General features: G+C 46.9%; 20 protein-coding genes. 16 read left to right on the forward strand and 4 right to left on the reverse strand.

The window, feature by feature from the left end:
* Positions 1-127 precede the first annotated feature (127 nt).
* Positions 128-313 (reverse strand): 2-hydroxymuconate tautomerase, encoded by a 186-nt coding sequence (locus ATG71_RS05050; RefSeq protein ID WP_034765056.1) that lies wholly within the window; start codon positions 311-313, stop codon positions 128-130.
* 196 nt (positions 314-509) lie between these two features.
* Between ATG71_RS05050 and ATG71_RS05055 the strand changes: the two genes are divergently transcribed.
* Complete coding sequence (locus tag ATG71_RS05055) at positions 510-1,196, forward strand: site-2 protease family protein (RefSeq protein WP_353616272.1); 687 nt, start codon at positions 510-512, stop codon at positions 1,194-1,196.
* 15 nt (positions 1,197-1,211) lie between these two features.
* On the forward strand, positions 1,212-1,718 hold the full coding sequence (locus ATG71_RS05060; RefSeq protein WP_098438688.1) for a YwhD family protein: 507 nt from the start codon (positions 1,212-1,214) through the stop codon (positions 1,716-1,718).
* Between the two features lie 351 nt (positions 1,719-2,069).
* Here the strand turns inward: ATG71_RS05060 and ATG71_RS05065 are convergent, their stop codons facing one another.
* Positions 2,070-4,133, reverse strand: a complete 2,064-nt coding sequence (locus tag ATG71_RS05065) for a transglycosylase domain-containing protein (RefSeq protein ID WP_098438689.1) — start codon at positions 4,131-4,133, stop codon at positions 2,070-2,072.
* A gap of 400 nt (positions 4,134-4,533) precedes the next feature.
* Between ATG71_RS05065 and speE the strand changes: the two genes are divergently transcribed.
* From speE to ATG71_RS05090, 5 genes are all read left to right on the forward strand, one after another.
* Positions 4,534-5,364 (forward strand): spermidine synthase, encoded by an 831-nt coding sequence (gene speE / locus ATG71_RS05070; RefSeq protein ID WP_098438690.1) that lies wholly within the window; start codon positions 4,534-4,536, stop codon positions 5,362-5,364.
* A gap of 103 nt (positions 5,365-5,467) precedes the next feature.
* Positions 5,468-6,340: an agmatinase gene (gene speB / locus ATG71_RS05075; protein WP_098351466.1), complete on the forward strand. Its 873-nt coding sequence runs from the start codon at positions 5,468-5,470 to the stop codon at positions 6,338-6,340.
* Between the two features lie 207 nt (positions 6,341-6,547).
* Entirely contained in the window at positions 6,548-6,985 is a 438-nt protein-coding gene (locus ATG71_RS05080; protein WP_286162912.1) for a YwiB family protein, read from the forward strand.
* 4 nt (positions 6,986-6,989) lie between these two features.
* Complete coding sequence (gene argS / locus ATG71_RS05085) at positions 6,990-8,660, forward strand: arginine--tRNA ligase (RefSeq protein WP_098438692.1); 1,671 nt, start codon at positions 6,990-6,992, stop codon at positions 8,658-8,660.
* Between the two features lie 97 nt (positions 8,661-8,757).
* Positions 8,758-8,937: a XapX domain-containing protein gene (locus ATG71_RS05090; RefSeq protein ID WP_032086963.1), complete on the forward strand. Its 180-nt coding sequence runs from the start codon at positions 8,758-8,760 to the stop codon at positions 8,935-8,937.
* 47 nt (positions 8,938-8,984) lie between these two features.
* Here the strand turns inward: ATG71_RS05090 and uvsE are convergent, their stop codons facing one another.
* Positions 8,985-9,938 (reverse strand): UV DNA damage repair endonuclease UvsE, encoded by a 954-nt coding sequence (gene uvsE, locus ATG71_RS05095; RefSeq protein ID WP_098438693.1) that lies wholly within the window; start codon positions 9,936-9,938, stop codon positions 8,985-8,987.
* Between the two features lie 11 nt (positions 9,939-9,949).
* Entirely contained in the window at positions 9,950-11,155 is a 1,206-nt protein-coding gene (cls, locus tag ATG71_RS05100; RefSeq protein ID WP_098438694.1) for a cardiolipin synthase, read from the reverse strand.
* Between the two features lie 304 nt (positions 11,156-11,459).
* Here cls and ATG71_RS05105 point away from each other — a divergent pair, with 304 nt between their 5' ends.
* From ATG71_RS05105 to rpoE, 9 genes are all read left to right on the forward strand, one after another.
* Complete coding sequence (locus ATG71_RS05105) at positions 11,460-13,577, forward strand: 4Fe-4S dicluster domain-containing protein (RefSeq protein ID WP_098438695.1); 2,118 nt, start codon at positions 11,460-11,462, stop codon at positions 13,575-13,577.
* 313 nt (positions 13,578-13,890) lie between these two features.
* Positions 13,891-15,078 carry an acetyl-CoA C-acetyltransferase gene (locus ATG71_RS05110; protein ID WP_098438696.1) on the forward strand — a complete coding sequence of 396 codons (1,188 nt, stop codon included), beginning with the start codon at positions 13,891-13,893 and terminating at the stop codon, positions 15,076-15,078.
* Positions 15,079-15,227: 149 nt separating this feature from the next.
* Positions 15,228-16,079, forward strand: coding sequence for a 3-hydroxybutyryl-CoA dehydrogenase (locus ATG71_RS05115; protein WP_098438697.1), 852 nt, complete (start codon positions 15,228-15,230; stop codon positions 16,077-16,079).
* Between the two features lie 29 nt (positions 16,080-16,108).
* Entirely contained in the window at positions 16,109-17,245 is a 1,137-nt protein-coding gene (locus ATG71_RS05120; RefSeq protein ID WP_098438698.1) for an acyl-CoA dehydrogenase, read from the forward strand.
* A 169-nt stretch (positions 17,246-17,414) separates the two neighbouring features.
* Positions 17,415-18,554: an acyl-CoA dehydrogenase gene (locus ATG71_RS05125; RefSeq protein ID WP_034765086.1), complete on the forward strand. Its 1,140-nt coding sequence runs from the start codon at positions 17,415-17,417 to the stop codon at positions 18,552-18,554.
* Between the two features lie 171 nt (positions 18,555-18,725).
* Complete coding sequence (locus tag ATG71_RS05130; RefSeq protein WP_098441727.1) at positions 18,726-19,310, forward strand: TetR/AcrR family transcriptional regulator; 585 nt, start codon at positions 18,726-18,728, stop codon at positions 19,308-19,310.
* The gene (gene icmF, locus ATG71_RS05135; protein ID WP_098438699.1) at positions 19,307-22,573 is read left to right on the forward strand and encodes a fused isobutyryl-CoA mutase/GTPase IcmF; all 3,267 of its coding nucleotides are present in this window, start codon (positions 19,307-19,309) and stop codon (positions 22,571-22,573) included. The genes ATG71_RS05130 and icmF overlap by 4 nt, the downstream gene beginning before the upstream one ends.
* A 298-nt stretch (positions 22,574-22,871) precedes the next feature.
* Positions 22,872-23,054 carry a hypothetical protein gene (locus ATG71_RS05140; protein ID WP_098438700.1) on the forward strand — a complete coding sequence of 61 codons (183 nt, stop codon included), beginning with the start codon at positions 22,872-22,874 and terminating at the stop codon, positions 23,052-23,054.
* Between the two features lie 160 nt (positions 23,055-23,214).
* Positions 23,215-23,778: a DNA-directed RNA polymerase subunit delta gene (gene rpoE, locus ATG71_RS05145; RefSeq protein WP_098438701.1), complete on the forward strand. Its 564-nt coding sequence runs from the start codon at positions 23,215-23,217 to the stop codon at positions 23,776-23,778.
* Positions 23,779-24,183 lie beyond the last annotated feature (405 nt).

Below are 24,183 nucleotides of genomic sequence, written 5' to 3' on the forward strand. Positions count from 1 at the left end.
TGGTATATCGTATTCTTAACACTCAAATGTTGCCCGTGTGGGATTCCGGAGTTAAAAAAAGGCGGAAGCATAAGACAAGCCCGCTAAAAGGGAATGCCTTTTCAGCGGGCTTGTCTTATGCTTGCTTCTATTGATCACTGAGTCTCTTGCCTCCGACGGCATAGTGCCCTTTCGTCATTTCTTCAATGAAGACGACGATTTTTTCTTCAGGGGCACCGGTGGTTTCGCTGACGGCTTCGGTCACTTTTTCGACGAGGGCACGCTTTTGCTCTTCTGAACGGCCTTCGAGCATTTTTACGGTGATATAAGGCATAATGATTCGCTCCTTGGTTTTGGATTTGGTACAATCTGTGGTAGGCTACTGAATTTCTGCCTACCATTTAAATGTAATGGGTAGGGGATGAGAGAGCAAGTTTGGTATGATGGAAAGATGAAGTGTCATGAATGCAGGAATTTTTCTGTATACTATGGAATAAGAAAGTAAAACATTTTTTAAAGGAGTACATACTTTGGATACCATTAGCTCACTTTTTGAGTCGATCTCCGTCTTTCGGTTGGAAGAGCTCCCGTTTGTCGTGATCGCCCTCGTCATGGCCTTTACGGTTCATGAGTTCGCTCACGCCTATGTGGCATACAAGTTCGGGGATACGACAGCGAAGGATCAGGGAAGGCTCACATTGAATCCGATTCAACATCTGGACCCGTTTGGGACCCTTTTAATACTAATTGTGGGATTTGGCTGGGCGCGGCCCGTGCCGGTCATGAGATCCCGTTTCAAGAATCCCCGTTTGGCGGGTGTACTGGTATCCGTTGCCGGCCCGTTGAGTAACTTCCTGCTTGCCTTTATTGCATTCGGGATCTTTTACTTTTTTGTAGGGGTGACGGGTGGCGTCGGTGTTCCACCGTTCATCATCGACCTTCTGCAGATGATCGTTTACTTGAACGTATTATTGTTCGTCTTTAATTTACTGCCGTTCCCTCCACTGGATGGGTATCGGATCATCGAGGACTTGTCCCCGAATCATATCAGGGCAAAACTGACCCAATATGAGCAATATGGCGTTCTGCTGTTTTTGATCATTGTCATCACGCCTCTGGACGAATATACGATTTGGCCATTATTACAAGGTGGCATGACGGCGACCAATCAGGCATTCAGTGCGATATTCACGACCATTTTTTCAATCTTTAGCTAGAAGGAGTGACGTTTCATGGAAAAGAAAAAAAACATTGGATTCAATATCATCAAAAGTGATCCCACTGACGGCCACGGCGGTTACGGGGTAGGAGCTTTGAGCCTTGATAATGTTTCACCTGTGATGATTGATGTCGAAGAAGGCGAAGCGACGATCGAAATCGGAGCCATGCATGCAAGGAGCCCGATCGAAAAAGGGATCAAATTCACGAATAACCGTGAGGACTCGGCAGGCGGTAAGCCGTATTGGCTCATCTGGATAACCATCGACCGGATGGAAGACGGCCCGTACTATGCAGGCGTGACGGCTTGTGAGCTCGTCGTGAACCGTGAGAAGCGCAGGGGCTACAAGTCCATGCCGGAACATGTGAACAATATGGATAAATCCATCAAACGGAAGATCGTCCTTGACCAACTGGACGACAAATCCAAAGGCATTCTAACGACCTTTTTAAAGAATCATGATGAAGGTATGTGGGAACGCTCAAAGGATGAATTGAAGGAAGCGCTAAAAATAAAATAGATCGTTTTGTGAACAAACTGTGACATTTCTTTGAATATGTCGTTCACATCTTGCTCTATGGGTGGAAAAAAAGTACACTTAAATCACAGTTTGCACATAAACTAGGACATGAAAAACCCCGGGTTCGCACAAGCCCGGGGTTTTTTGTGTTTTATTGTTGTTATATGGATGGAAGTAGGGGGTTCCAAATGTCCATCCCCAGTGCGAGCCCCTTCCACTTTTCGAGATGTCCAGCTCCGGTGGCTAGAGGCTCGAGGTCATAAGTTAAACCTACCAAAAAGGCAAAGAACGCCTTTCCGGTAGGTTCACCTTATGCTTGTCGCCTCTGAACGAGCCGCCTCCGCTTTTCGGTTAAAAAATCCAATCCCTAACTTTCTCATACCAAGGTTGTTTCTTCTCTTTTTTCGGTGCCTTTTCTTTCGGTGCTTCTTTATCACCCAGATGTTCATGGCAGTATTCGGTCGGTTCGGTGCCTTTTACAAAGTAGGTGAAGCGCTGGACGGGACAGTCTTCTGTTGCAAGCAGTCCGTTATGGGGGTTCACGGCTACGCCGACGACGCCCTTGGTTGGTTTGAAGTTCTTGACGGGTTCATCCTTCAGGGCTTCTTCCATGAAGTGGACCCAGATTTTCTTGGCATAGTATTTATCATCAACGAGGGAGACTTCTTTTCCTTTATCGTATCCCGTCCACACTCCCGCTGTTAATTGAGGGGAGTAGCCGATCATCCAGTTATCTGTGTTGGTCGTCCCGGATTTACCTGCGTAGGGACGGGTCGCGTCTTTCCGGATCTGAATCCCCGTTACCGTCGAATAATCATTGAGCTTAGGATCGAATATCCCGGTGAGCATATGGGTCATGACGTATGTGAGATCCGGGTCGAGCACCTGCTCTTTTTTCGATTCGCTTTCATAGATGACCTTCCCCGACCAGTCTTCCACTTTTGTAATGAAAACAGGCTTCACTTTGTAGCCGCCATTGGCAAAGATGCTATAGGCGTTGACCATATCGATGACCCGTGCCCCTGACGTACCGAGTGCCGATGAAGGATATTTTTTCACCTTTGTCGTCAATCCAAACTTCTCTTTTGCCGTTTTTGTCAAGGTGTCCTGACCGATAAAGAGGTGGGTCTTCACGGCGTACACGTTATCGGATAGAGCGATAGCCTGGGCCAGAGTGATGTCACCATCTGCATATTTATTGTTGTAATTATGAGGGGTGTACTTTTTTCCATCATCAAACGTGAAGGACGTCATTTCGCTCTTCATCGTCGTGGCTGGCGTAAATCCCTGTTTTAAAGCAGAGTAGTAGAGTAGTGGTTTGATCGTTGATCCCGGCTGGCGGATTGCCTGCACGGCACGGTTAAACGGACTCTCTTCATAATCCCTTCCCCCGACTAAAGCTGTTACATACCCATTTTTCGGATTCATGGACACAAACCCCAATTGGATATCCGATTTATCGGGGATCTGTTCCTTCACGACTTTCTCGGCGACTTTCTGATGATCGGGGTTGAGGGTCGTGTAAACCTTCAATCCCCCCATCTCAATCGTGCGTTCCTCGATTCCCAAGTCGGAACTCAGGATGCTTTTCACAACATCTTGAAAATAGGGGGCGGTTTCCGCCTTTTGATGGGCGTGCTCCCCTGTGATGCGGATGGGTGCTGCTTTGGAAACAGCCTCTTGCTCCCTTGTTATAAAGCCGTCCTCGGTCATGGACTGAAGGATGAGCTCCTGGCGCTTCTTGCTATTTTCAAGATGGGTGACAGGCGAATAGTAGGAAGGTGCTTTCGGGATCCCGGCGAGCATAGCCGCTTCTGCGACGGTCAATTGATTGGCATCTTTGCCGAAGTAATATTGACTCGCTGCCTGGACACCGTATGCCCCGTGGCCGTAGTAGATGGTATTTAAATAGCCTTCTAGAATGTCCTTCTTGGAGTAGTTCATTTCGATCCTGATCGTGTAGAGGGCTTCTGAAATCTTTCGTTTCCACGTCTTATCATGAGAAAGAAATAGATTGCGAGCGTACTGTTGTGAAATGGTACTGGCCCCCTGTACCTTCGACATCGCTTTGACGTCGGCCAGCGCTGCCCCTGCCATCCGCTTCAGGTCAAACCCGTAATGCTGGTAGAAGCTTTTATCTTCAATGGAGATCGTCGCTTCAATGAGGGCAGGCGAGATTTCCTTCAGACCCACCCAGTAGCGCTTCTCACCTGTATTCGTTTCACCTATGACCGAACCATCCTCACCATAGATCAAAGTAGATTGAGGGACGGCAAGGGGAGGCGGCCCCTGGACCTTGGCGTAAATCAAAACCCCCATGATCCCCAACAAAAAGAGAACCATAGCCGCGAGAGCCCCGACCACTGCAAATCTCGCATATTTCTTTGTCTTCTCCATTCGAGCCATCACTTCCATACCTCTCCCTACTTTCCCTACAGAGGTCCGCATCAATTGAGGGACGGACCTTGGATTTTTTTATAGTTGTCATCTCGTTTATACTGATTACTGTGTAGTATCAGTATGAAAAGTTTTACGAGATTTTAAACGTCAAAGGTTTAGAAAAAATTTCACTTGAAATTTTGCTAGATTCCACTATACTTTTTCTCATGTTTGTATTTATCATGATAGGGAAGGATAAAAATGACGTCCGATGCGGATGTTTTTATAAATAGGAGTAAAGCCCGTTATGTCAGGGTTTCGCTTAACAGAGTGATCTATTTTGTCCTGAAATGAACGTGTGAAAACTCAAACTAGTGGTATATGATTTATACAGAAACAGCGATCATCCATTAAAACAAGAAGGGAAGTTGAAACAATGAGTGGACTTTGGTACACAGAGAAACAAACAGAAAACTTCGGGATCACGATGAAAATCAAGAAGACTTTACATACAGAGCAAACGGATTTTCAATATCTTGAAATGGCTGAAACAGAAGAATGGGGCAATATGCTGTTCCTTGACGGCATGGTCATGACGAGCCGGAAGGATGAGTTCGTCTATCATGAAATGGTGGCGCATGTTCCATTATTCACGCACCCGAACCCTGAGAACGTATTGGTTGTCGGCGGTGGAGACGGTGGGGTCATCCGTGAAGTATTGAAACACCCAAGCGTAAAGAAAGCGGTTCTTGTTGAAATCGACGGAAAAGTGATCGAGTACTCCAAGAAGTATCTTCCTGAGATTGCTGGAGAATTAGAGAACGAGCGCGTGGACGTACAAGTCGACGACGGCTTCATGCACATCGCGAAGAGTGAGAACGAATATGATGTGATCATGGTCGATTCCACTGAGCCGGTAGGGCCGGCAGTTAACCTGTTCACAAAAGGATTCTACGCTGGGATCTCAAAAGCATTGAAAGAAGACGGAATCTTTGTCGCGCAATGTGATAACCCTTGGTTCAAAGCAGACCTTATCCGCCAGGTACAGAGCGACGTGAAGGAAATCTTCCCGATCACACGCCTGTACACAGCGAATATCCCGACATACCCAAGCGGACTGTGGGCCTTCACCATCGGTTCCAAAAAGCACGACCCTATCGAAGTACCGGAAGAGCGTTTCCACGACATCGAAACGAAATACTACACACCGGAACTGCACAAAGCAGCATTCGCCCTTCCGAAATTCGTTAAAGACCTGACAAAATAAATGGGAGGGACGGACCTCACATTTCAACGGTAAATCGCTTAAAATCAAGGAGGGACGGACCTGAACCAAGGTCCGTCCCTCTCTAAAAGAGAGGTTGAAGAATATGCGTTTTGATGAGGCTTATTCAGGTAATGTGTTTATTAAGAGCCATCCTTCTTATGAGGAGAGCCAGGTGGTCCTTTACGGGATGCCGATGGATTGGACGGTGAGTTACCGTCCGGGTTCCCGTTTCGGTCCTGCCCGTATCCGCGAGGTGTCGATCGGTCTGGAGGAGTATAGTGCATACCTTGACCGGGAGCTTGAAGAAGTGAAATACTATGATGCCGGTGATATCCCGCTGCCGTTCGGTAACCCGCAGCGAAGCATCGATATGATTGAAGATTATATCGACGGGCTCCTTGGCGACGGGAAGATCCCATTTGGAATGGGTGGGGAGCATCTGGTCTCATGGCCTGTAATGAAAGCTATCGCGAAGAAATATCCGGATCTAGCCATCATCCATATGGACGCTCACACCGATCTGCGTGAAGAGTACGAAGGAGAGCCCTTATCCCACTCGACTCCGATCCGTAAGATTGCCGAGCACATCGGACCGAAGAACGTTTACTCATTCGGCATCCGTTCCGGTATGAAAGAAGAATTCCAATGGGCGAAGGAAAACGGCATGCATATTTCCAAGTTCGAAGTGCTCGAGCCGCTGAAGGAAATCCTTCCACAGCTAGCAGGACGTCCTGTGTATGTGACGATCGATATTGACGTATTGGACCCTGCCCACGCTCCTGGAACAGGCACCGTGGACTGCGGCGGTATCACTTCGAAAGAATTACTGGCATCGATCCATGCCATCGCTCACTCTGACGTGAACGTCGTGGGAGCGGATCTTGTGGAAGTGGCGCCAATCTATGATCCATCCGAGCAGACAGCGAATACGGCAAGTAAGCTGATTCGTGAAATGCTTCTTGGCTGGGTAAAATAAACCATCAAAGCCTCTTCTCATTGGCAGAAGAGGCTTTTCTTTTACCGATAATCCGCTTACATCCCTCCAATAAATGAAAACTCACCGTGTTCCATTGCAATTTCCCACAATACTTCTTATACTTAATTAGTTAGAAGGAAGGGACGTCTATTTGAGGGACGGACCTATCACTTGATCGGACCCTAAAAAGAAAAGGATGTGAGTGGTTTGACGGCAAAAACGGATTACACCCCTGTCAAAGTTCACTTGAAAACCAAAATCACAATAGGAGAGGAAAGTGACTCTTTTGAATTGGTATCATTTGGTCGATACTATGAAAAAGGAGATGCCGTTTTTCTAAAGTACGATGAAGTACAAGAGGAAGGGACAACTCATACGATTGTGAAAGTCACGGATCGACAGGCCCTCATCCTTAGAAGCGGGGCAGTCAAAATGAGAATGGCCTTCAATGAACTCGAGGAACAGAATGGTTCTTACGAGAGCCAGCTCGGCACCCTTTTACTTACAACGAAAACCAAAACACTTTCACATACACAGAGTGACTCGGAGCTTGAAGGGAACTTCAACCTTTCTTACGAGTTAAAGATGCAGGACAGCCCGGTTGGGGATTATGTTATGTCCATTCACTATAAGGAGGAAGCATAGGGATATGAATATCGTCGAAAAAGTACAAGAAAACCTGAAAGCCGAAATCAAAGCAGCGGTCCTGAAAGCGGGACTTGCTACAGAGGATCAAATCCCGGATGTCATCCTTGAGATCCCGAAAGAAAAGTCACACGGGGATTATTCAACGAATATGGCCATGCAGCTTGCAAGAGTCGCAAAAAAAGCTCCGCGCATGATCGCAGACGACATCGTCGCTAACTTCGACCAGTCCAAAGCATCTATTGAAAAAATGGAGATTGCAGGACCTGGATTCATCAATTTCTATATGAACAACGAATACTTAACAGATCTGATCCCTTTGATTCTCGATCAGGATCAGGAGTACGGTCAGTCGGACGCGGGAAATGGCGAGAGAGTGAACGTCGAGTTCGTATCTGCCAACCCGACAGGCGACCTTCACCTGGGCCATGCCCGTGGAGCGGCCGTCGGTGATTCCCTATGTAACGTCCTTGAAAAAGCGGGCTACAAAGTAACCCGTGAATACTACATCAATGATGCCGGAAATCAGATTCATAACCTGGCGATCTCCGTTGAAGCACGTTACTTCCAGGCCCTTGGACAAGACAAGGCGATGCCTGAAGACGGATATCACGGAGCGGACATCATCGGAATCGGAAAGAAACTGGCTGAAGAATTCGGCTCGAAATATGCAGAAGTAAGCGATGAAGAACGCAACAAGTTTTTCCGTGAGTACGGTCTGAAGATCGAAATGGCCAAGCTTCAAAAGGACCTTGAGATGTTCCGTGTTCCATTCAACGTGTGGTACTCTGAAACATCACTATATGAAAATGGGAAAATCGATGCGGCATTGAAGACGCTGAGAGACAACGGTCACGTTTACGAAGAGGACGGCGCGACGTGGTTCCGCTCGACTGAACTGGGTGATGACAAAAACCGTGTTCTCATCAAGAACGACGGCACGTACACATACCTGACTCCGGATATTTCGTACCATAAGGATAAATTCGAGCGCGGGCATGATGTGCTGATCAATATCTGGGGAGCGGACCATCACGGATACATCCCCCGCATGAAAGCGGCCATCGAAGCACTCGGCTTTGACCGTGACAAACTGGAAGTGGAAGTCATCCAACTCGTTCACCTTTATAAAGATGGGGAAAAGATGAAGATGAGTAAGCGTACAGGAAAAGCCGTCACTTTACGTGAGCTTGTCGAAGAGGTCGGCCTTGATGCAGTCCGCTATTTCTTCGCCATGAGAAGTGCCGATACGCATATGGATTTTGACCTGGACTTAGCCGTATCCCAGTCCAACGAAAACCCTGTCTACTATGCTCAATATGCCCACGCGCGTATTTGCAGCATCCTTCGCCAGGCAGAAGAACAGGGACTGGCCTCTGAAGACAAGATCGATTTAAAGCTGATCGGTACGGAAAAAGAAGTCGACCTACTGAAAAAGCTGGGTGAATTCCCGCAAATGATCGCCGATGCAGCCGAGAAACGCACACCACACCGTGTAGCGAATTATATCAACGACCTGGCATCTGCTTTCCACAGCTTCTACAATGCCAATAAGGTTCTTGATGAAGAAAATCGTGAATTGACGACAGCACGTCTTGCTTTAGTAAAAGTCGTACGCGTCACGTTGCAAAACGCTCTTGCCTTGATCGGTGTAGCAGCTCCGGAAAAAATGTAATTATAGAAGGTCCGTCCCTCATCAGGATGGACCTTTTTCTTATATTTCGGCCGCTTTGACGTATAATAATGGAAGATGGATGAAGGAGGAGAATGGTATGAAAACGGTCGTATTAGCGATTGTAACCGGATTTTTAGTCGGGTTTATCTTTGCTTTATTTAAGTTACCGATACCTGCCCCGCCTGCACTGGCAGGAATTGCAGGAATCGTGGGTATTTATCTTGGGTTCAAAGCCTTCATGGCGATTCAGCCCTGGATTGAGTCTGTATTTAAATGATGTGTACATAAAAAAAGATGAACACCCACGTGTCCATCTTTTCTTCTTTACCACTCAAGGGCCCCGCCATTGATCCTTTTCACCCCGCGAATGGACGCCAAATCTTCAATCAGCTTCAGCATGGCAAGATCTTTATGTTTGGCTTCGATCATAAAATCCACGTCCTGATCCAACGTCTTCAGGGTTTTGAAGAATCCTTCCACAAATCCCGGATCAACCAGGTCGGCATGGGAACGGAAGGCCTTATCGGATTTAGGGGAGGAGATATGTATTTTCGGCACTAAATCTCTCCTGTCCCAGGTGGCAAAAACAGCTTCAAGATATTCCTCAAGAGGCTTATCACTCGGATTGGCTTCGTGATGGTGAATGTCGAGGACCATGGGGGTGTTCTCTTTTTGACAAGCGGTGAGCGTTTCTTCGACGGTATAGGTCTTGTCGTCATTCTCAAGGGTCATGATGTCTTTTACATCCGGAGGGAGGTCTTTCAGGTTTTCATGAAAACGAATCAGCGTTTCTTCCTTATCCCCGTAGCTCCCTCCGATATGGATATTGATGACGGAATCCTTCTCGATCCCCATATATTCAAGCATCCGGTAGTGATACACCATATCTTTCACGGCATTGTCCGTCACATGCTGCTTGGGACTCGTGAATAAGGTGAACTGGTTTGGATGAAAGCTTGCCCTGATCCCGAACTTTTTGATCAGATCTCCAAGCTCCTTCCATTCGTTTTGAAAAGGGGAATGGAAATCCCATTCCACCTCGGGATGGGTGGCCAGGGGAACGAGGGAGCTCGATAATCTGTACAGCTTGATTTCATGAGCCGCGCACAGATAGAGGATGCGTTTCGTATGTTCCAGGTTTAATCTCGTCACTTTCTTCAGGCGATCCATCTGCTCGCTCTTTGGTAACTCTGTGAATCGTTTGTAGGTCATGGTTTTGGCCGGGCTTGCATCCCATAAAGAGAGGGAGTTCGCCACGAATCCCAGTCGGACTTTCATGTGTCTCCCCCCTAAAGTAAGATAGAAATGACTGAAGCGACGCGTTCTTTTAACCGTGTGAGCATGGAAACCGATGAAAGGTCGCTTTCGCTTAACATGTCGGATGCCGCCATGTCTTTCTCCATTTCCGTTTTCAACGTCTGGATAAATTCTTTATCGTAAATCAGGTTATTGATTTCTAAATTGATAAAGAAGCTGCGCTTATCAAAATTGCCAGTGCCGATATCGCAGAAATGATCATCGACGACCATCACTTTTGCATGGTAAAAACCGTCCAAGAATTGATACACTTTCGCACCCTTTGCGAGGAGCGGTCTGAAATACGGAAAGGCCGCTTCTTTCACCAGCATATGATCGGCATTATTCGGTATAATGATCTTGACGGTGACACCCCTGCCCAGCGCGTCCAAAAGGGTATCCATCAATTTGGGGGTGGGAATGAAATAAGGCGTACCGATGATGATTTCATCTTGTGCCTCGTCGATGAATTTACCAAAGAAGTCTTCGATATTGATCCCCTCGGTTGGGAAAATCCGATGTTCGATGCTTCCTTTTTCAGAAGGAGGGAAATACGCTGCTTCGTCCTTTAAATCTTTCTGGGTCGTACGGAACCAGTCAATACAGAATTCCGTTTGCAGATCATGAACACCTTCTCCTGTGAGGCGGAGGTGATAATCCCTCCACGGAGAAAGCTCCGGCTTATCATTTTCATCGATATATTCCTTCCCGATGTTGTACCCGCCCAAATAACCGGTCACCCCATCGATGACGGTGATCTTCCGGTGATTACGCTGCTGGGAGGAAAAGAACAGGTAGGGAAACTTGACTCTTCGGCAATAATCGACTTCCACACCTGCATCCCGAAGCTCCTTTACCTTCGACTTCGGGACGTTATGACTGCCGATCTGGTCCATCAGAAGACGGACTTCAATCCCTTCTTGTGCCTTTCCTTTCAGCAGTTCCAGGAACCTGTTGGCAAAATGGTCATCCTGGACGATATAAAATAATACATGAATAGAAGACGTTGCTTCTCTCATCTCTTTAAACATCTGATCAAAAAGCTCGGGGCCTCTTGAAAATAATTGAATATCACTATTTCGCTTTTCATAATCTCTTCTTGTCCGCGTCCGGATGAAATGGCTTCTTCCCAATTTGAAATCGAGCATCAGCCATCCGATGATTGCGGCAAGGAGAACCAGTAGGATTAACCACCACATAGAATCACTCTCTCATTTGCATTATCTTTAGTATGTCCTCTTTCTTACGTACATTACATCCTTTCTTCTTTTCCCTTTCATGAGTCCTTTTGAAACCTGTGGGGGGTACTAATAGTCCTGTTTGTTTTCAAGGAATGAATAATCGTTCATGAAAAGGTTTTCATTTTTATTGAGAAAAACCATTGACTGAATGCTCATTCATAATATAATGGAGATATGAACTATTCAGAATATTAATTTGGTTTGTAAAAGTTTGAACAAAGGGGATGTTCAAATCAGGCCAATGAAGGGGGAGTGTTTGTCTATGAATGGGTTACTCATTCTCAATTGGGTCGCATTTATCCTTGTGACCGTTTATGCACTGAGTCTGTTTGTGTATGTAGTAAAGACGAGAATTGAATATATTAAGCTCGGGAAAAAAGTGGAATTCGATAAACGATTCAAAGAACGGTTCCAGAAAATCCTGGTTAACGTCTTCGGACAGAAGAAACTCCTGAAGGATAAGAAAAGTGGAGCGATCCACGTCATGTTCTTCTACGGTTTCATCCTTGTCCAGTTCGGGGCCATCGATTTCATCTGGAAGGGGCTTGCTCCGGGAAGTCACTTACCACTTGGGCCGCTATATCCAGGCTTCACGTTCTTCCAGGAGATCGTCACACTGATGATCCTCGTCGCGGTTGTCTGGGCGTTCCATCGCCGCTATGTGGAAAAGCTGGTCCGTTTAAAAAGAGGATTCAAATCAGGGCTTGTTCTCTTGTTCATCGGTGGATTAATGCTTTCGGTCCTAGTCGGGAACGGGATGGGCATCATTTGGCACGGTGAAGACCTTGCCTGGACGGAGCCTATTGCATCGCTGATCGCAGGAGCACTTGGAGGCATCGGGGAAACGGCGTCCATCGCCATTTTCTATGTGGCCTGGTGGATTCATTTACTATTCTTGTTGGCATTCCTTGTGTATGTGCCGCAATCCAAGCATGCGCATTTAATTGCAGGTCCTGCCAATGTTTATTTCAATCGTTTAGACAACCCTGGAAAGCTTAAGCCGATCGACTTTGAAGATGAGTCAGCTGAAAGCTTCGGGGTAGGTAAAATTGAAGAGTTTACGCAGCATCAGATGATCGACTTCTACGCATGTGTGGAGTGTGGTCGTTGTACGAATATGTGTCCGGCAACCGGAACAGGGAAAATGCTTTCCCCTATGGACCTGATCGTCAAGCTTCGTGATAACCTGACGAATCACGGTGCTGTCGTGACGCAGAAGAAGCCATGGGTGCCGACATTCGCATTCAATGGCACAAAAGGGAATCAATTAGCTATGGCAAGTGCGACTCAAGCGGCCGAAGAAGCGGCAGCAGGAGCTGCGTACAGTCCAAGCCTGATCGGGGACGTCATCACAGAAGAAGAAATCTGGGCATGTACAACGTGCCGTAACTGTGAAGACCAATGTCCGGTCATGAATGAGCACGTGGATAAAATCATTGACCTTCGCCGCTACCTCGTTCTGACGGAAGGGAAGATGGATGCCGACGCACAGCGCGCCATGCAAAACATCGAGCGCCAGGGGAATCCTTGGGGTCTGAACCGTAAAGAACGTGAAAACTGGCGTGAAGCGAGAGAAGACGTGACGATTCCTACGGTAAAAGAAATGAAAAAAGCAGGGGAAGACTTCGAATTCCTATTCTGGGTCGGATCCATGGGTTCATTCGATAACCGAAGCCAAAAGATCGCTTTATCTTTCGCCAAGCTGATGAATGAAGCCGGCGTGAAGTTCGCGATTCTCGGTAATAAAGAAAAGAACTCCGGTGATACACCGAGACGTCTCGGAAACGAATTCTTGTTCCAGGAGCTTGCCGGTCAAAATATCGCTGAGTTCGAAAAACATGAAATCAAGAAAATCGTAACGATTGATCCGCATGCGTACAACATTTTTAAAAATGAGTATCCGGACTTTGGTCTGGAAGCGGAAGTCTATCACCATACAGAACTTCTTCATCAACTGGTACAGGAAGGTCGCTTGAAGCCTCAATACGAAGTGAACGAAACAATCACCTTCCATGATTCCTGTTACCTTGGACGTTACAACGAAGTGTACGATCCACCTCGTGAAATCCTGAAATCCATTTCCGGCGTGAAATTGGTCGAGATTGAACGTAACCGTGAAAAAGGCATGTGCTGTGGAGCAGGTGGAGGACTGATGTGGATGGAAGAAGACGCAGGACACCGCGTCAACGTCTCCCGTACTGAGCAGGCACTGGCAGTCAGTCCGTCGGTCATCAGCTCGGGCTGTCCATACTGTCTGACGATGCTGTCGGATGGTACGAAAGCGAAGGAAGTGGAAGAAACGGTTTCTACGCTGGATGTAGCAGAAATCCTTGAAAAAGCCGTTTGTGGCGATCTAAAGGACCAACCGGCTGCATCTTAAAAAGAATATTATCAACACAATAATGAATTAGACACATATTCAGGAGTGAAACAAAATAGTTTCTATTGCGTTTCACTCCTATTGTTTTTCTACAATAATAAATTTGATGGAAAAATAAAAACATTCTAAAAAATCGGGTGCGTTTGCACTCAAAATGAAGTACAATAAAGATATATCGGGGACAAAAATTGTCCCTTCTCTTATGGGGATTAGTTGAGCGAGCGTTCAGTCGAAAGTCGATCAAATTTTTTTAAGGCAAATTGAAAGCGGATACAAAATGACGGATAAATCCATATAAAGGAGAGCGATGGAGATGGGGAAAACGGTTATTCTAGACGGAGCAAGAACACCTTTTGGTAAATTCGGGGGAAGCCTCAGCGGTTTTACAGCTTCAGAGCTTGGCGGTTTCGCAGTAAAGGAAGCCTTGAAACGGGCCGGAGTAAGCGGTGAAGAAGTGGAAGAAGTCATCCTCGGATCCGTTTTACAAGGGGGACAGGGACAAATCCCTTCACGTCAAGCTTCACGCCACGCGGGCTTACCTTGGAATGTCAAAACGGAAACCATTAATAAAGTTTGTGCATCAGGAATGCGCAGCGTCACACTGGGAGACCAGATCATCCGTGCAGGCGACGGTGAAGTGATCGTGGCAGGTGGAATGGAATCCATGTCCAATGCCCCTTACATCCTTCCGAAAGCGCGTTGGGGATTCAAAATGGGAGATTCACAAGTAAAGGATCTGATGGTTCACGATGGATTGACGTGCAGCTTCAACAACGTCCACATGGGAACGTACGGAAATGAAACAGCGAAGGAATTTGAACTATCAAGAGAAGAGCAGGATGAGTGGGCACTGAGAAGCCATCACAGATCCGTAAAAGCGACCGAGGAGGGTGTGCTCGGTGAAGAAATCGTTGCCGTTGAGGTTCCGCAACGCAAAAGAGATCCGGCTGTCGTCGCAAAAGATGAAGCCCCACGTAAAGAAACATCCATCGAGGCGCTGGCTAAATTAGGGCCGGTCTTCGGATCAGAAGGAACCATTACAGCCGGAAACGCTCCAGGCGTCAACGACGGAGCGGCAGCCATGGTCCTCATGAGCGAGGAAAGAGCGGTGAAAGAAGGGAAGCAACCATTAGCGACGATTCTTGGGCATACGGCCATCGCCGTTGAGGCAAAGGATTTCCCGCAAACACCGGGACTTGTGATCAACGAGCTTCTCAAGAAAACAGGGAAATCACTGGAAGAGATCGATCTGTTTGAAATTAACGAAGCATTTGCAGCCGTGGCTTTAACGAGCGGGAAAATCGCCGGTCTTGATCCGGAGAAAGTCAATGTGAACGGTGGAGCCGTTGCCCTTGGTCATCCGATCGGAGCAAGCGGGGCACGCATCATCCTGACACTCGCATACGAACTGAAACGCCGCGGAGGAGGAATCGGGATTGCCTCGATCTGCAGCGGCGGCGGTCAAGGGGATGCGATTATGATTGAGGTAGGGAAGCAGTAGGTGGAGTTGTTTGTACCTGGTACAAATGGTGTTGTTTGTACCAGGTATACAATCGGTGAAATGTACCTGGTACACACCAATAGTTCAGCAGCTGACCCACAAAAAAACCAACTAGATTACTAGTCTCATATAACAAAGGGGAGAACACAATGAACATCAAAAACATAATGGTCATCGGCGCAGGACAAATGGGCTCGGGTATCGCCCAGGTCTGTGCACAGGCAGGATTCAACGTATACCTGAACGATTTGAAAGAAGAGTTTGTCCAAAAGGGAATGGGTGTCATCACGAAGAATCTGACGCGTTCCGTTGAAAAAGGGAGAATGTCTGAAGAAGATAAAACCGCTACCATCAACCGACTGAAGGCTTCAACGGATATCCACGATGCAAAGGAAGTGGATCTTGTCATCGAAGCAGCAGTTGAAAATATGGACATCAAGACGAAGATTTTTGCTCAGTTGGATGAGATCACGCCGGAGCATACCATCCTTGCTTCCAATACTTCATCCCTTCCGATCACAGAAATCGCTGCAGCAACAAAGCGTCCGAAACAAGTGATCGGGATGCATTTCATGAATCCCGTCCCAGTGATGAAGCTTGTTGAAATCATTCGTGGACTTGCGACGACGGACGAAGTGTATCAGGCGATCGAAGACATGACGAAATCCCTCAATAAAGTACCTGTGGAAGTGGAAGACTTTCCTGGATTCGTTTCAAACCGCATACTGATGCCGATGATCAATGAAGCGATCTTCACCCTTTATGAAGGGGTGGCGAGCAAAGAGGCGATCGATGAAGTAATGAAGCTCGGTATGAATCACCCGATGGGACCGCTAACTCTGGCTGACTTCATCGGACTCGATACATGTCTTTATATCATGGAAACCCTGCACGAAGGCTTCGGTGATGATAAATACCGTCCATGCCCGCTATTGAGAAAATATGTAAAAGCAGGCTGGCTGGGCAAGAAAACGGGCCGCGGCTTCTATTCGTACGAGTGATCACGACGAACATCAGGGAGGAAACAGTCATGGAGTTACGATTCACGGAAGAGCAGCAGATGATGAGAAAGATGGTCCGGGATTTTGCCGAAACAGAAATCCAGCCATTCATCGAGAAGATGGAAGCGGGAGAGTTTCCGAGGGATATTTTAAAAAAGATGGCCGAACTTGGTTTGATGGGGATCACGATCCCGGAGAAATATGGCGGGTCTGAGATGGATTTCACCTCGTATATCATCGCGATTCATGAGTTATCGAAAGTAAGCGCCACCATCGGGGTCATCCTGTCGGTTCATACATCTGTAGGAACCAATCCGATCCTTTACTTTGGAAACGAAGAACAGAAACAAAAGTATCTTCCAAAGCTTGCAACAGGTGAGTATTTAGGGGCCTTCTGCCTGACGGAGCCAAGTGCAGGATCCGATGCGAAGAGCCTCAAATCCCGGGCCGAAAAGCGCGGGGACCACTATGTGGTGAACGGATCGAAAGTCTTCATCACGAATGGTGGGGAAGCGGATACGTATATTGTATTTGCGACGACGGATTCGACGAAGGGGAGCCGTGGGGTATCGGCCTTCATCGTTGAAAAGGATACACCTGGTCTTGTGATCGGGAAAGATGAACATAAAATGGGGCTGCACGGTTCCCGGACCGTCCAGCTGACGTTTGAAGATATGAAGGTCCCGACTGAAAACCTTCTCGGTGAAGAAGGGGAAGGGTTCAAGATAGCCATGGCGAACCTGGATGCCGGCAGGATCGGAATTGCCGCGCAGGCACTCGGAATCGCCGAAGCGGCTTTCGATTACTCTACGGCTTATGCAAAAGAACGGGTGCAATTCGGCAAGCCGATCGCCGCGCAGCAGGGAATCGGCTTTAAGCTTGCCGATATGGCGACGGCCGTTGAAGGCTCGAAGCTCCTTGTGTACAGGGCTGCGAATCTGCGCTCTAACAACATCTCCTGTGGGAAAGAAGCGAGTATGGCTAAGCTGTTTGCTTCGAAAACAGCCGTTGAAGTATCGACGGAAGCGATTCAGGTGTATGGCGGATATGGCTACACGAAGGAGTATCCGGTGGAGCGGTTGTTCCGTGATGCGAAGGTGACGGAGATTTATGAGGGTACGAGTGAGATTCAGCGGATGGTGATTGGGAAGCATTTGTTGGTGTAGATGAAAGTGTTTATTTGAAATTTTGATAGGGTGTCGTTGTGCATATATTCTGAAGCGTGTCAGGCCCCGATTAATATTTTAGTGTTTCGTGGCGTAAAGAGGTTTGTTGCATGGCTGGTTTTTTAGGGTGCCAGACCCGGTATGAAGTAGATATGAGGAGGAAGTTGAGATGAATTTTAAATTGTCGGAAGAGCATGAAATGATACGTAAGATGGTGCGTGATTTTGCGCGGAATGAGGTGGCTCCTACTGCTGCTGAGCGTGATGAGGAAGAGCGTTTTGATATGGATCTGTTCAAGAAGATGGCGGAGCTTGGGTTGACGGGGATTCCTTGGCCGGAAGAGTACGGCGGGATCGGCAGTGACTATCTGGCGTATTGTATCGCTGTTGAAGAACTATCAAGAGTGTGTGCGTCTACAGGTGTTACACTTTCTGCCCATACTTCATTGGCTGGATGGCCGGTATACAAATTCGGTACGGAAGAGCAGAAACAGAAATACCTTCGTCCAATGGCGCAGGGTGAAAAGATCGGGGCTTACGGCTTGACTGAGCCGGGTTCAGGATCTGATGCAGGTGGCATGAAGACGACGGCCCGTTTAGAAGGAGATCACTACGTATTGAATGGCTCTAAAATTTTCATCACAAACGGTGGAATCGCTGATACGTATATCGTATTTGCTTTGACAGATCCATCACAGCGCCAGCGTGGAACGAGTGCGTTCATCGTAGAGGCAGACTTCGAAGGGTTCTCCGTTGGAAAGAAAGAGAAGAAGCTCGGAATCCGTTCTTCGCCGACGACTGAAATCGTATTTGAAGATTGCAAGGTACCGAAAGAGAATATGCTCGGCAACGAAGGCGATGGCTTCAAGATTGCGATGATGACACTTGATGGCGGACGTAACGGGATTGCCGCTCAAGCAGTGGGGATTGCCCAGGGAGCACTTGATGCCTCCGTTGATTACGCAAAAGAGCGTGAGCAGTTCGGTAAACCGATTGCGGCGAACCAGGGGATTTCATTTAAGATCGCTGATATGGCGACATCCATCGAGGCTTCACGTCTATTAACCTATCAAGCTGCTTGGCTTGAGTCTGAAGGGCTTCCATACGGTAAAGAATCGGCGATGTCGAAGCTGATGGCCGGGGATACGGCGATGAAAGTGACGACGGAAGCGGTTCAGATCTTCGGTGGTTATGGCTACACGAAGGATTATCCGGTGGAGCGTTATATGCGTGATGCGAAGATCACTCAGATTTATGAGGGAACGCAGGAGATTCAGAGATTGGTTATTTCGCGGATGGTGACGAAGTAAGGTTTGTCGTCCGGGATCTGATTGCTTTGTTGGGGGATGAAGTAGTCAGGATAGGAATTAGGGGTCAATGGGAGAATCGGAATATAAAGGCGGTCGGTTGTTTTGAATAAGAAGAGGGAAGTTCATGCTTCGGTTAAGGATGAGCGTTTGGTGAAAAAGCGGCGTGATCAGATGATTCGCGGGGCCGTCTCTCTGTTTAAACAAAAGGGGTTTCACCGCACCACGACTAGAGAGATTGCAAAGGCCGCCGGATTCAGTATCGGAACGCTGTATGAATATATACGAACAAAGGAAGATGTCCTGTATTTAGTGTGTGACAGCATTTATGAGCAGGTTCGATTGGAGCTTGAGGAGCTAGATGTCGGCAAAGGGACGATTGAGAGTTTGAGGCTCGGCATTGCCCATTATTTCAAGGTGATGGACCGGATGCAGGATGAAGTCCTTGTCATGTATCAGGAAGCGAAATCACTGTCAAAGGACGCCCTTCCCTATGTTCTGCGCAAGGAACTTGAAATGGTGGGAATGGTGGAAGATCTCATTAAAGGCTGCGTCGACAGTGGAAGACTTGAGCTTGATGAAGATCAGATCCATATGCTGGCCCAGAATGTATTCGTCCAGGGACAGATGTGGGGATTCCGTCGTTGGGCCATGCAGAAACGATTTACGCTGGAGGAATACATCGATCTTCAAATCGAACTACTTTTTGCAGGAATCATCGGATTTGAAAAACAAGGGAGAACAGGGGGAGTAATATGAGCACGGTTGAGATTTATAAACCAAAGCACCATGTTCGTTTTGTCACGGCATCGAGCCTGTTTGACGGACATGATGCGTCGATCAACATAATGCGTCGGATTATCCAGGCAAGTGGGGCAGAAGTCATCCACTTGGGCCATAACCGTTCTGTAGAGGAAGTCGTCAATGCCGCTATTCAGGAAGATGTTCAGGGTATTGCGATTTCATCCTATCAGGGTGGACACGTGGAATACTTTAAATATATGTACGACCTTTTAAAAGAAAGAGGGGCTTCCCATATCCGCATTTATGGCGGAGGCGGCGGAGTGATCATCCCGCGTGAAATTAAAGAACTTCACGAATACGGGATCGCCCGCATCTTCTCTCCTGAAGACGGACGTACGCAGGGTCTTCAAGGGATGATCAATAAGATGATCGAGGAATGTGATTTCCCTACCATCAAGGGAAGCGTCAATCAGGAAGTCGAGAAGCTTTCGACTGGAAATGTGAACACAGTGTCGAAGCTGATTTCACTTGCCGAGTATCAAGTCGGAGCGAATGAAGAAGTGGCGGCTACAGCCCAGACCGTTTTTTCTGAAATCAAGAGCTTGGCGAAAAAAGCGCCTGTCTTGGGGATTACCGGGACGGGTGGAGCTGGGAAGAGTTCCCTGACGGATGAACTGATCCGTCGTTTCACCAACGAGCTTCCTGAAAAGAAAATCGCGATTCTGTCCATCGATCCAACGAAACAAAAAACGGGAGGAGCCCTACTAGGGGACCGTATCCGCATGAATGCGATCTTCAATCCCCGTGTTTACATGCGAAGCCTTGCTACCCGTGGGTCGAAAACGGAACTTTCACTGGCGATTAAGGACGCAATTAATGTTGTGAAAGCGGCAGGATATGACCTGATCGTCGTGGAAACGAGCGGGATCGGGCAGGGGGATGCGGAAATCGCAGAGATCTGTGATATGTCCATGTACGTCATGACTAGTGAGTTCGGAGCTCCGTCCCAGCTGGAAAAAATCGATATGATCGATTTTGCCGATCTGATCGTTATCAATAAATTCGAGCGCAAAGGCTCGGAGGATGCGAGACGCCAGGTACAGAAGCAGTACCAGCGCAGTCATATGCTCTTTGATAAAGATCTCGATGACATGCCTGTGTACGGAACGATTGCCAGCCAGTTCAATGATCCTGGAACCAATGCCTTATTTGCCGCTATCGTGGAAACGGTGAACAAGAAAATGGAGCTGGATTGGAAAACGGGCTTCTCGAAAGATGTCGATGTCGAGAAGCAGAACGTCATCATCCCAAATAATCGCCGTTATTATCTGCGTGAGATTGCGGAAACCGTCCGTAATTATCATAAAAAAGCAGAAGAGCAGGTGAACCTGGCACGCCGATTATTCCAGCTTGAAGGGGCAATCGAAGCGGTCAATGAAAAAGAAACGAATGACGGGGTCGTAACGTCCCTTCAAACGTTGAAAGATGAAGTAGAAAACAAATTAACATCAGAATCGAAACAGATTTTGCAAAAATGGGATGATCTTAAAGAAACCTACAGCAAGGATCAGTTCATCACAAAGATCCGTGATAAAGAAATCGTCACGGAGTTAAAGACAAAGAGTTTATCCGGACTCGATATCCCGAAAGTATCCCTTCCGAAATACAAAGACTACGGTCAGATTCTCGATTGGGTCTATAAAGAGAATGTTCCAGGCTCATTCCCTTACACGGCAGGAGTATTCCCGTTCAAACGCAAAGGGGAAGATCCGAAGCGTCAGTTCGCCGGTGAAGGAACACCTGAACGGACGAACCGCCGTTTCCACTATTTATCCAAAGATGATGATGCGAAACGATTGAGTACCGCCTTTGATTCTGTGACGTTATACGGTGAAGATCCGGATCACCGTCCGGACATCTACGGAAAAGTCGGAGAGAGCGGCGTGAGCATCTGTACGCTTGAAGATATGAAGAAGCTGTATGCAGGTTTTGACCTGTGTGCTCCTTCTACATCCGTGTCTATGACGATCAATGGTCCGGCACCGATTATCCTTGCCATGTATATGAACACGGCGATTGATCAGCAGATCCGTATGAAGGAAGAAGAGATCGGCCGCGTATTAACGGTGGAAGAGTATGTGGAAGTAAAGGAACAGACCCTTCAAGTCGTCCGCGGAACGGTTCAGGCAGATATTTTAAAAGAAGATCAGGGTCAGAACACTTGTATCTTCTCAACCGAATTCGCCCTGCGCATGATGGGGGATATCCAGCAGTACTTCATCGATCACAAAGTACGAAACTATTACTCTGTATCGATTTCCGGCTATCATATCGCCGAAGCGGGAGCGAACCCGATTTCCCAGCTTGCCTTCACATTGGCGAACGGGTTTACGTACGTGGAATACTATTTAAGCCGCGGAATGGATATCAACGCCTTTGCACCAAACTTATCGTTCTTCTTCTCAAACGGCCTCGATCCCGAGTATACGGTGATCGGACGCGTCGCACGACGAATTTGGTCAACGGTTATGAGAGATAAATATGGTGCCAACGAACGCAGTCAGAAGCTGAAGTACCATATTCAAACATCCGGTCGTTCACTCCATGCACAGGAGATTGATTTCAACGATATCCGTACGACGCTCCAAGCGTTGATGGCCTTGCAGGATAACTGTAACTCCCTGCACACGAATGCCTATGACGAAGCGATTACGACACCGACGGAGGAATCCGTGCGCCGTGCCATGGCGATCCAGATGATTATCACGAAAGAGCACGGATTATCGAAAAATGAAAATCCGCTTCAAGGATCGTTCATCGTAGAAGAGCTGACGGATCTCGTGGAAGAAATGGTCCTCACAGAATTCGACCGCTTAAATGACCGCGGCGGCGTACTCGGATCCATGGAGACCCAGTATCAACGCGGGAAGATCCAGGAGGAATCCATGTTCTACGAAATGAAGAAACATTCCGGTGAGCTTCCGATCGTAGGAGTGAACACGTACCTGAATCCGAATCCACCTTCAGAAGAACAAATGGACAGCATGGAACTGGCACGTGCCACAAAAGAAGAAAAAGAAACACAAATTCATAATCTGCGGGACTTCCAATCTCAACATAAAGACCAAACCGAAGAAGCCCTCACCCGTCTGAAACAGGCAGCAGTGGGCGGAGGAAACATCTTCGAACAACTCATGGAAACCGTAAAAGTCGCAAGCCTCGGCCAAATCACACGCGCCCTCTACGAAGTAGGCGGCCAATACCGACGCAATATGTAACAAATAAAAGGAAAAGAGACTACTGTAGGGGTGCAGTAGTCTCTTTTTTACAGGTGGCTTATATTTGATGAACAGTATGCATAGTATGAATGATGGTGGTTTTTGTCACGTTTCAAGCTTATAAAAAAATAAAAAGAAAGCCCAACAAGTTTAAAAACCCGCCAAACCGTCTATCCTTTATACGAAATCAACCAATTTTTAACATGAACTTAATACTTATAGGGTAAGATATCCTATATAATAAGAATTATCAGACAAGTAACGGGGAAATACGATACATACGTTTGGATGTGAGACTGTGAAGACCATTTTACGCTACATACTATTCATCATCACCATATACGCCGCCATCCTTTTATATCAATTTCAACTGGGCGCCATCCCTTTTTTCCTGCTCTCTTTTTATCTATTCTATGAAGCGTTCCGGGTGATCAAAAACGCTCAGAAAGAAGAGAAGGTAGGAAATGGGAGGCCATCTTGAAATCAAATGCGAAAAAAATGCGGGAAAAACGAGATATGTCTAGCATAAAGTGATTTATATTGTTTATAATGTTGAATATGGTTAAAATTGATAATGGAGAATTTTTGCCCTTTTTTACTCTACTTAGTAGAGTGTGAAATAGAGAAAGGAAGTGCGTAAAGTGAGTCTTAAGCAATTATCCAAAGAAGAATTGCGTCAAACATCATTCATTGAATTGGCACATGAAATTTTAGTAGAGAAAAAGCAAGCGATGGCCTTTGAAGAGATCGTAAAGGAAATCAAAGGTTTGCTTGAAATCTCTGATAAAGAGGTTAAGAGCCGTTTACTTCAATTCTACACGGACTTGAATATCGACGGACGATACATTGCCATGGGTGATAACCGTTGGGGATTAAGAGAATGGTACCCGGTTGATCAAATTGAGGAAGAGACCGTTCCAACGATGAAATCCAGCAAGAAGAAAAAGGCGAAGAAGAAAGACGAAGATCTGGATCTTGAAGATTTCGATGATCTGGATGATGAAGATCTTGATTATGAAGATCTTGATGATGCAGATGACGATGATGATCTGACGGATGACGACGACGATGTCGAGGTTGATGATGCAGACGAGGATCTTGATATCGATGACGACGAGGAAGAGCTCGAGATCGATGAATTCGACGAAGCCGACGATGAAGACGAAGACGAAGAAGATGAATTGGAAGAAGAGGAAGAGAAATAATCTCCTCCGAATCAGTGCGGCTCCCGCCAGGCTTTTGGGCCTTCCGGGGGCCTTTTGATTTGCGTGAAATGAGTGAAAATTCTATCCCTTATTCTATGCTTGACTTCTACCTCTTAGGAAGGTAGTATTTTATTTGGGCTCCCTAAAAAGGGACAGATTACGTATATCACGCTCCCCTTACAAGATTGTAAGCGGGGCGTTTTTTGTTTTTATACAGAAGAATGCTTTGACATGACAAGGTTTTAAATGTGAAGGATCGATTCTTTTAAGACCCCTTACATCTTTACGTATCTTAATAATAAGAGGCTGTCTTTTAGCTGGTTTATGCACATGGATTTATTTTAGGAGAATGGACTTGTCCTTCTTTGAACAAGATAAATTCATGACATAACTACATAAGAGACA

Source organism: Bacillus sp. es.034 (genome assembly GCF_002563655.1).
Lineage (GTDB): Bacteria > Bacillota > Bacilli > Bacillales > Bacillaceae_B > Rossellomorea.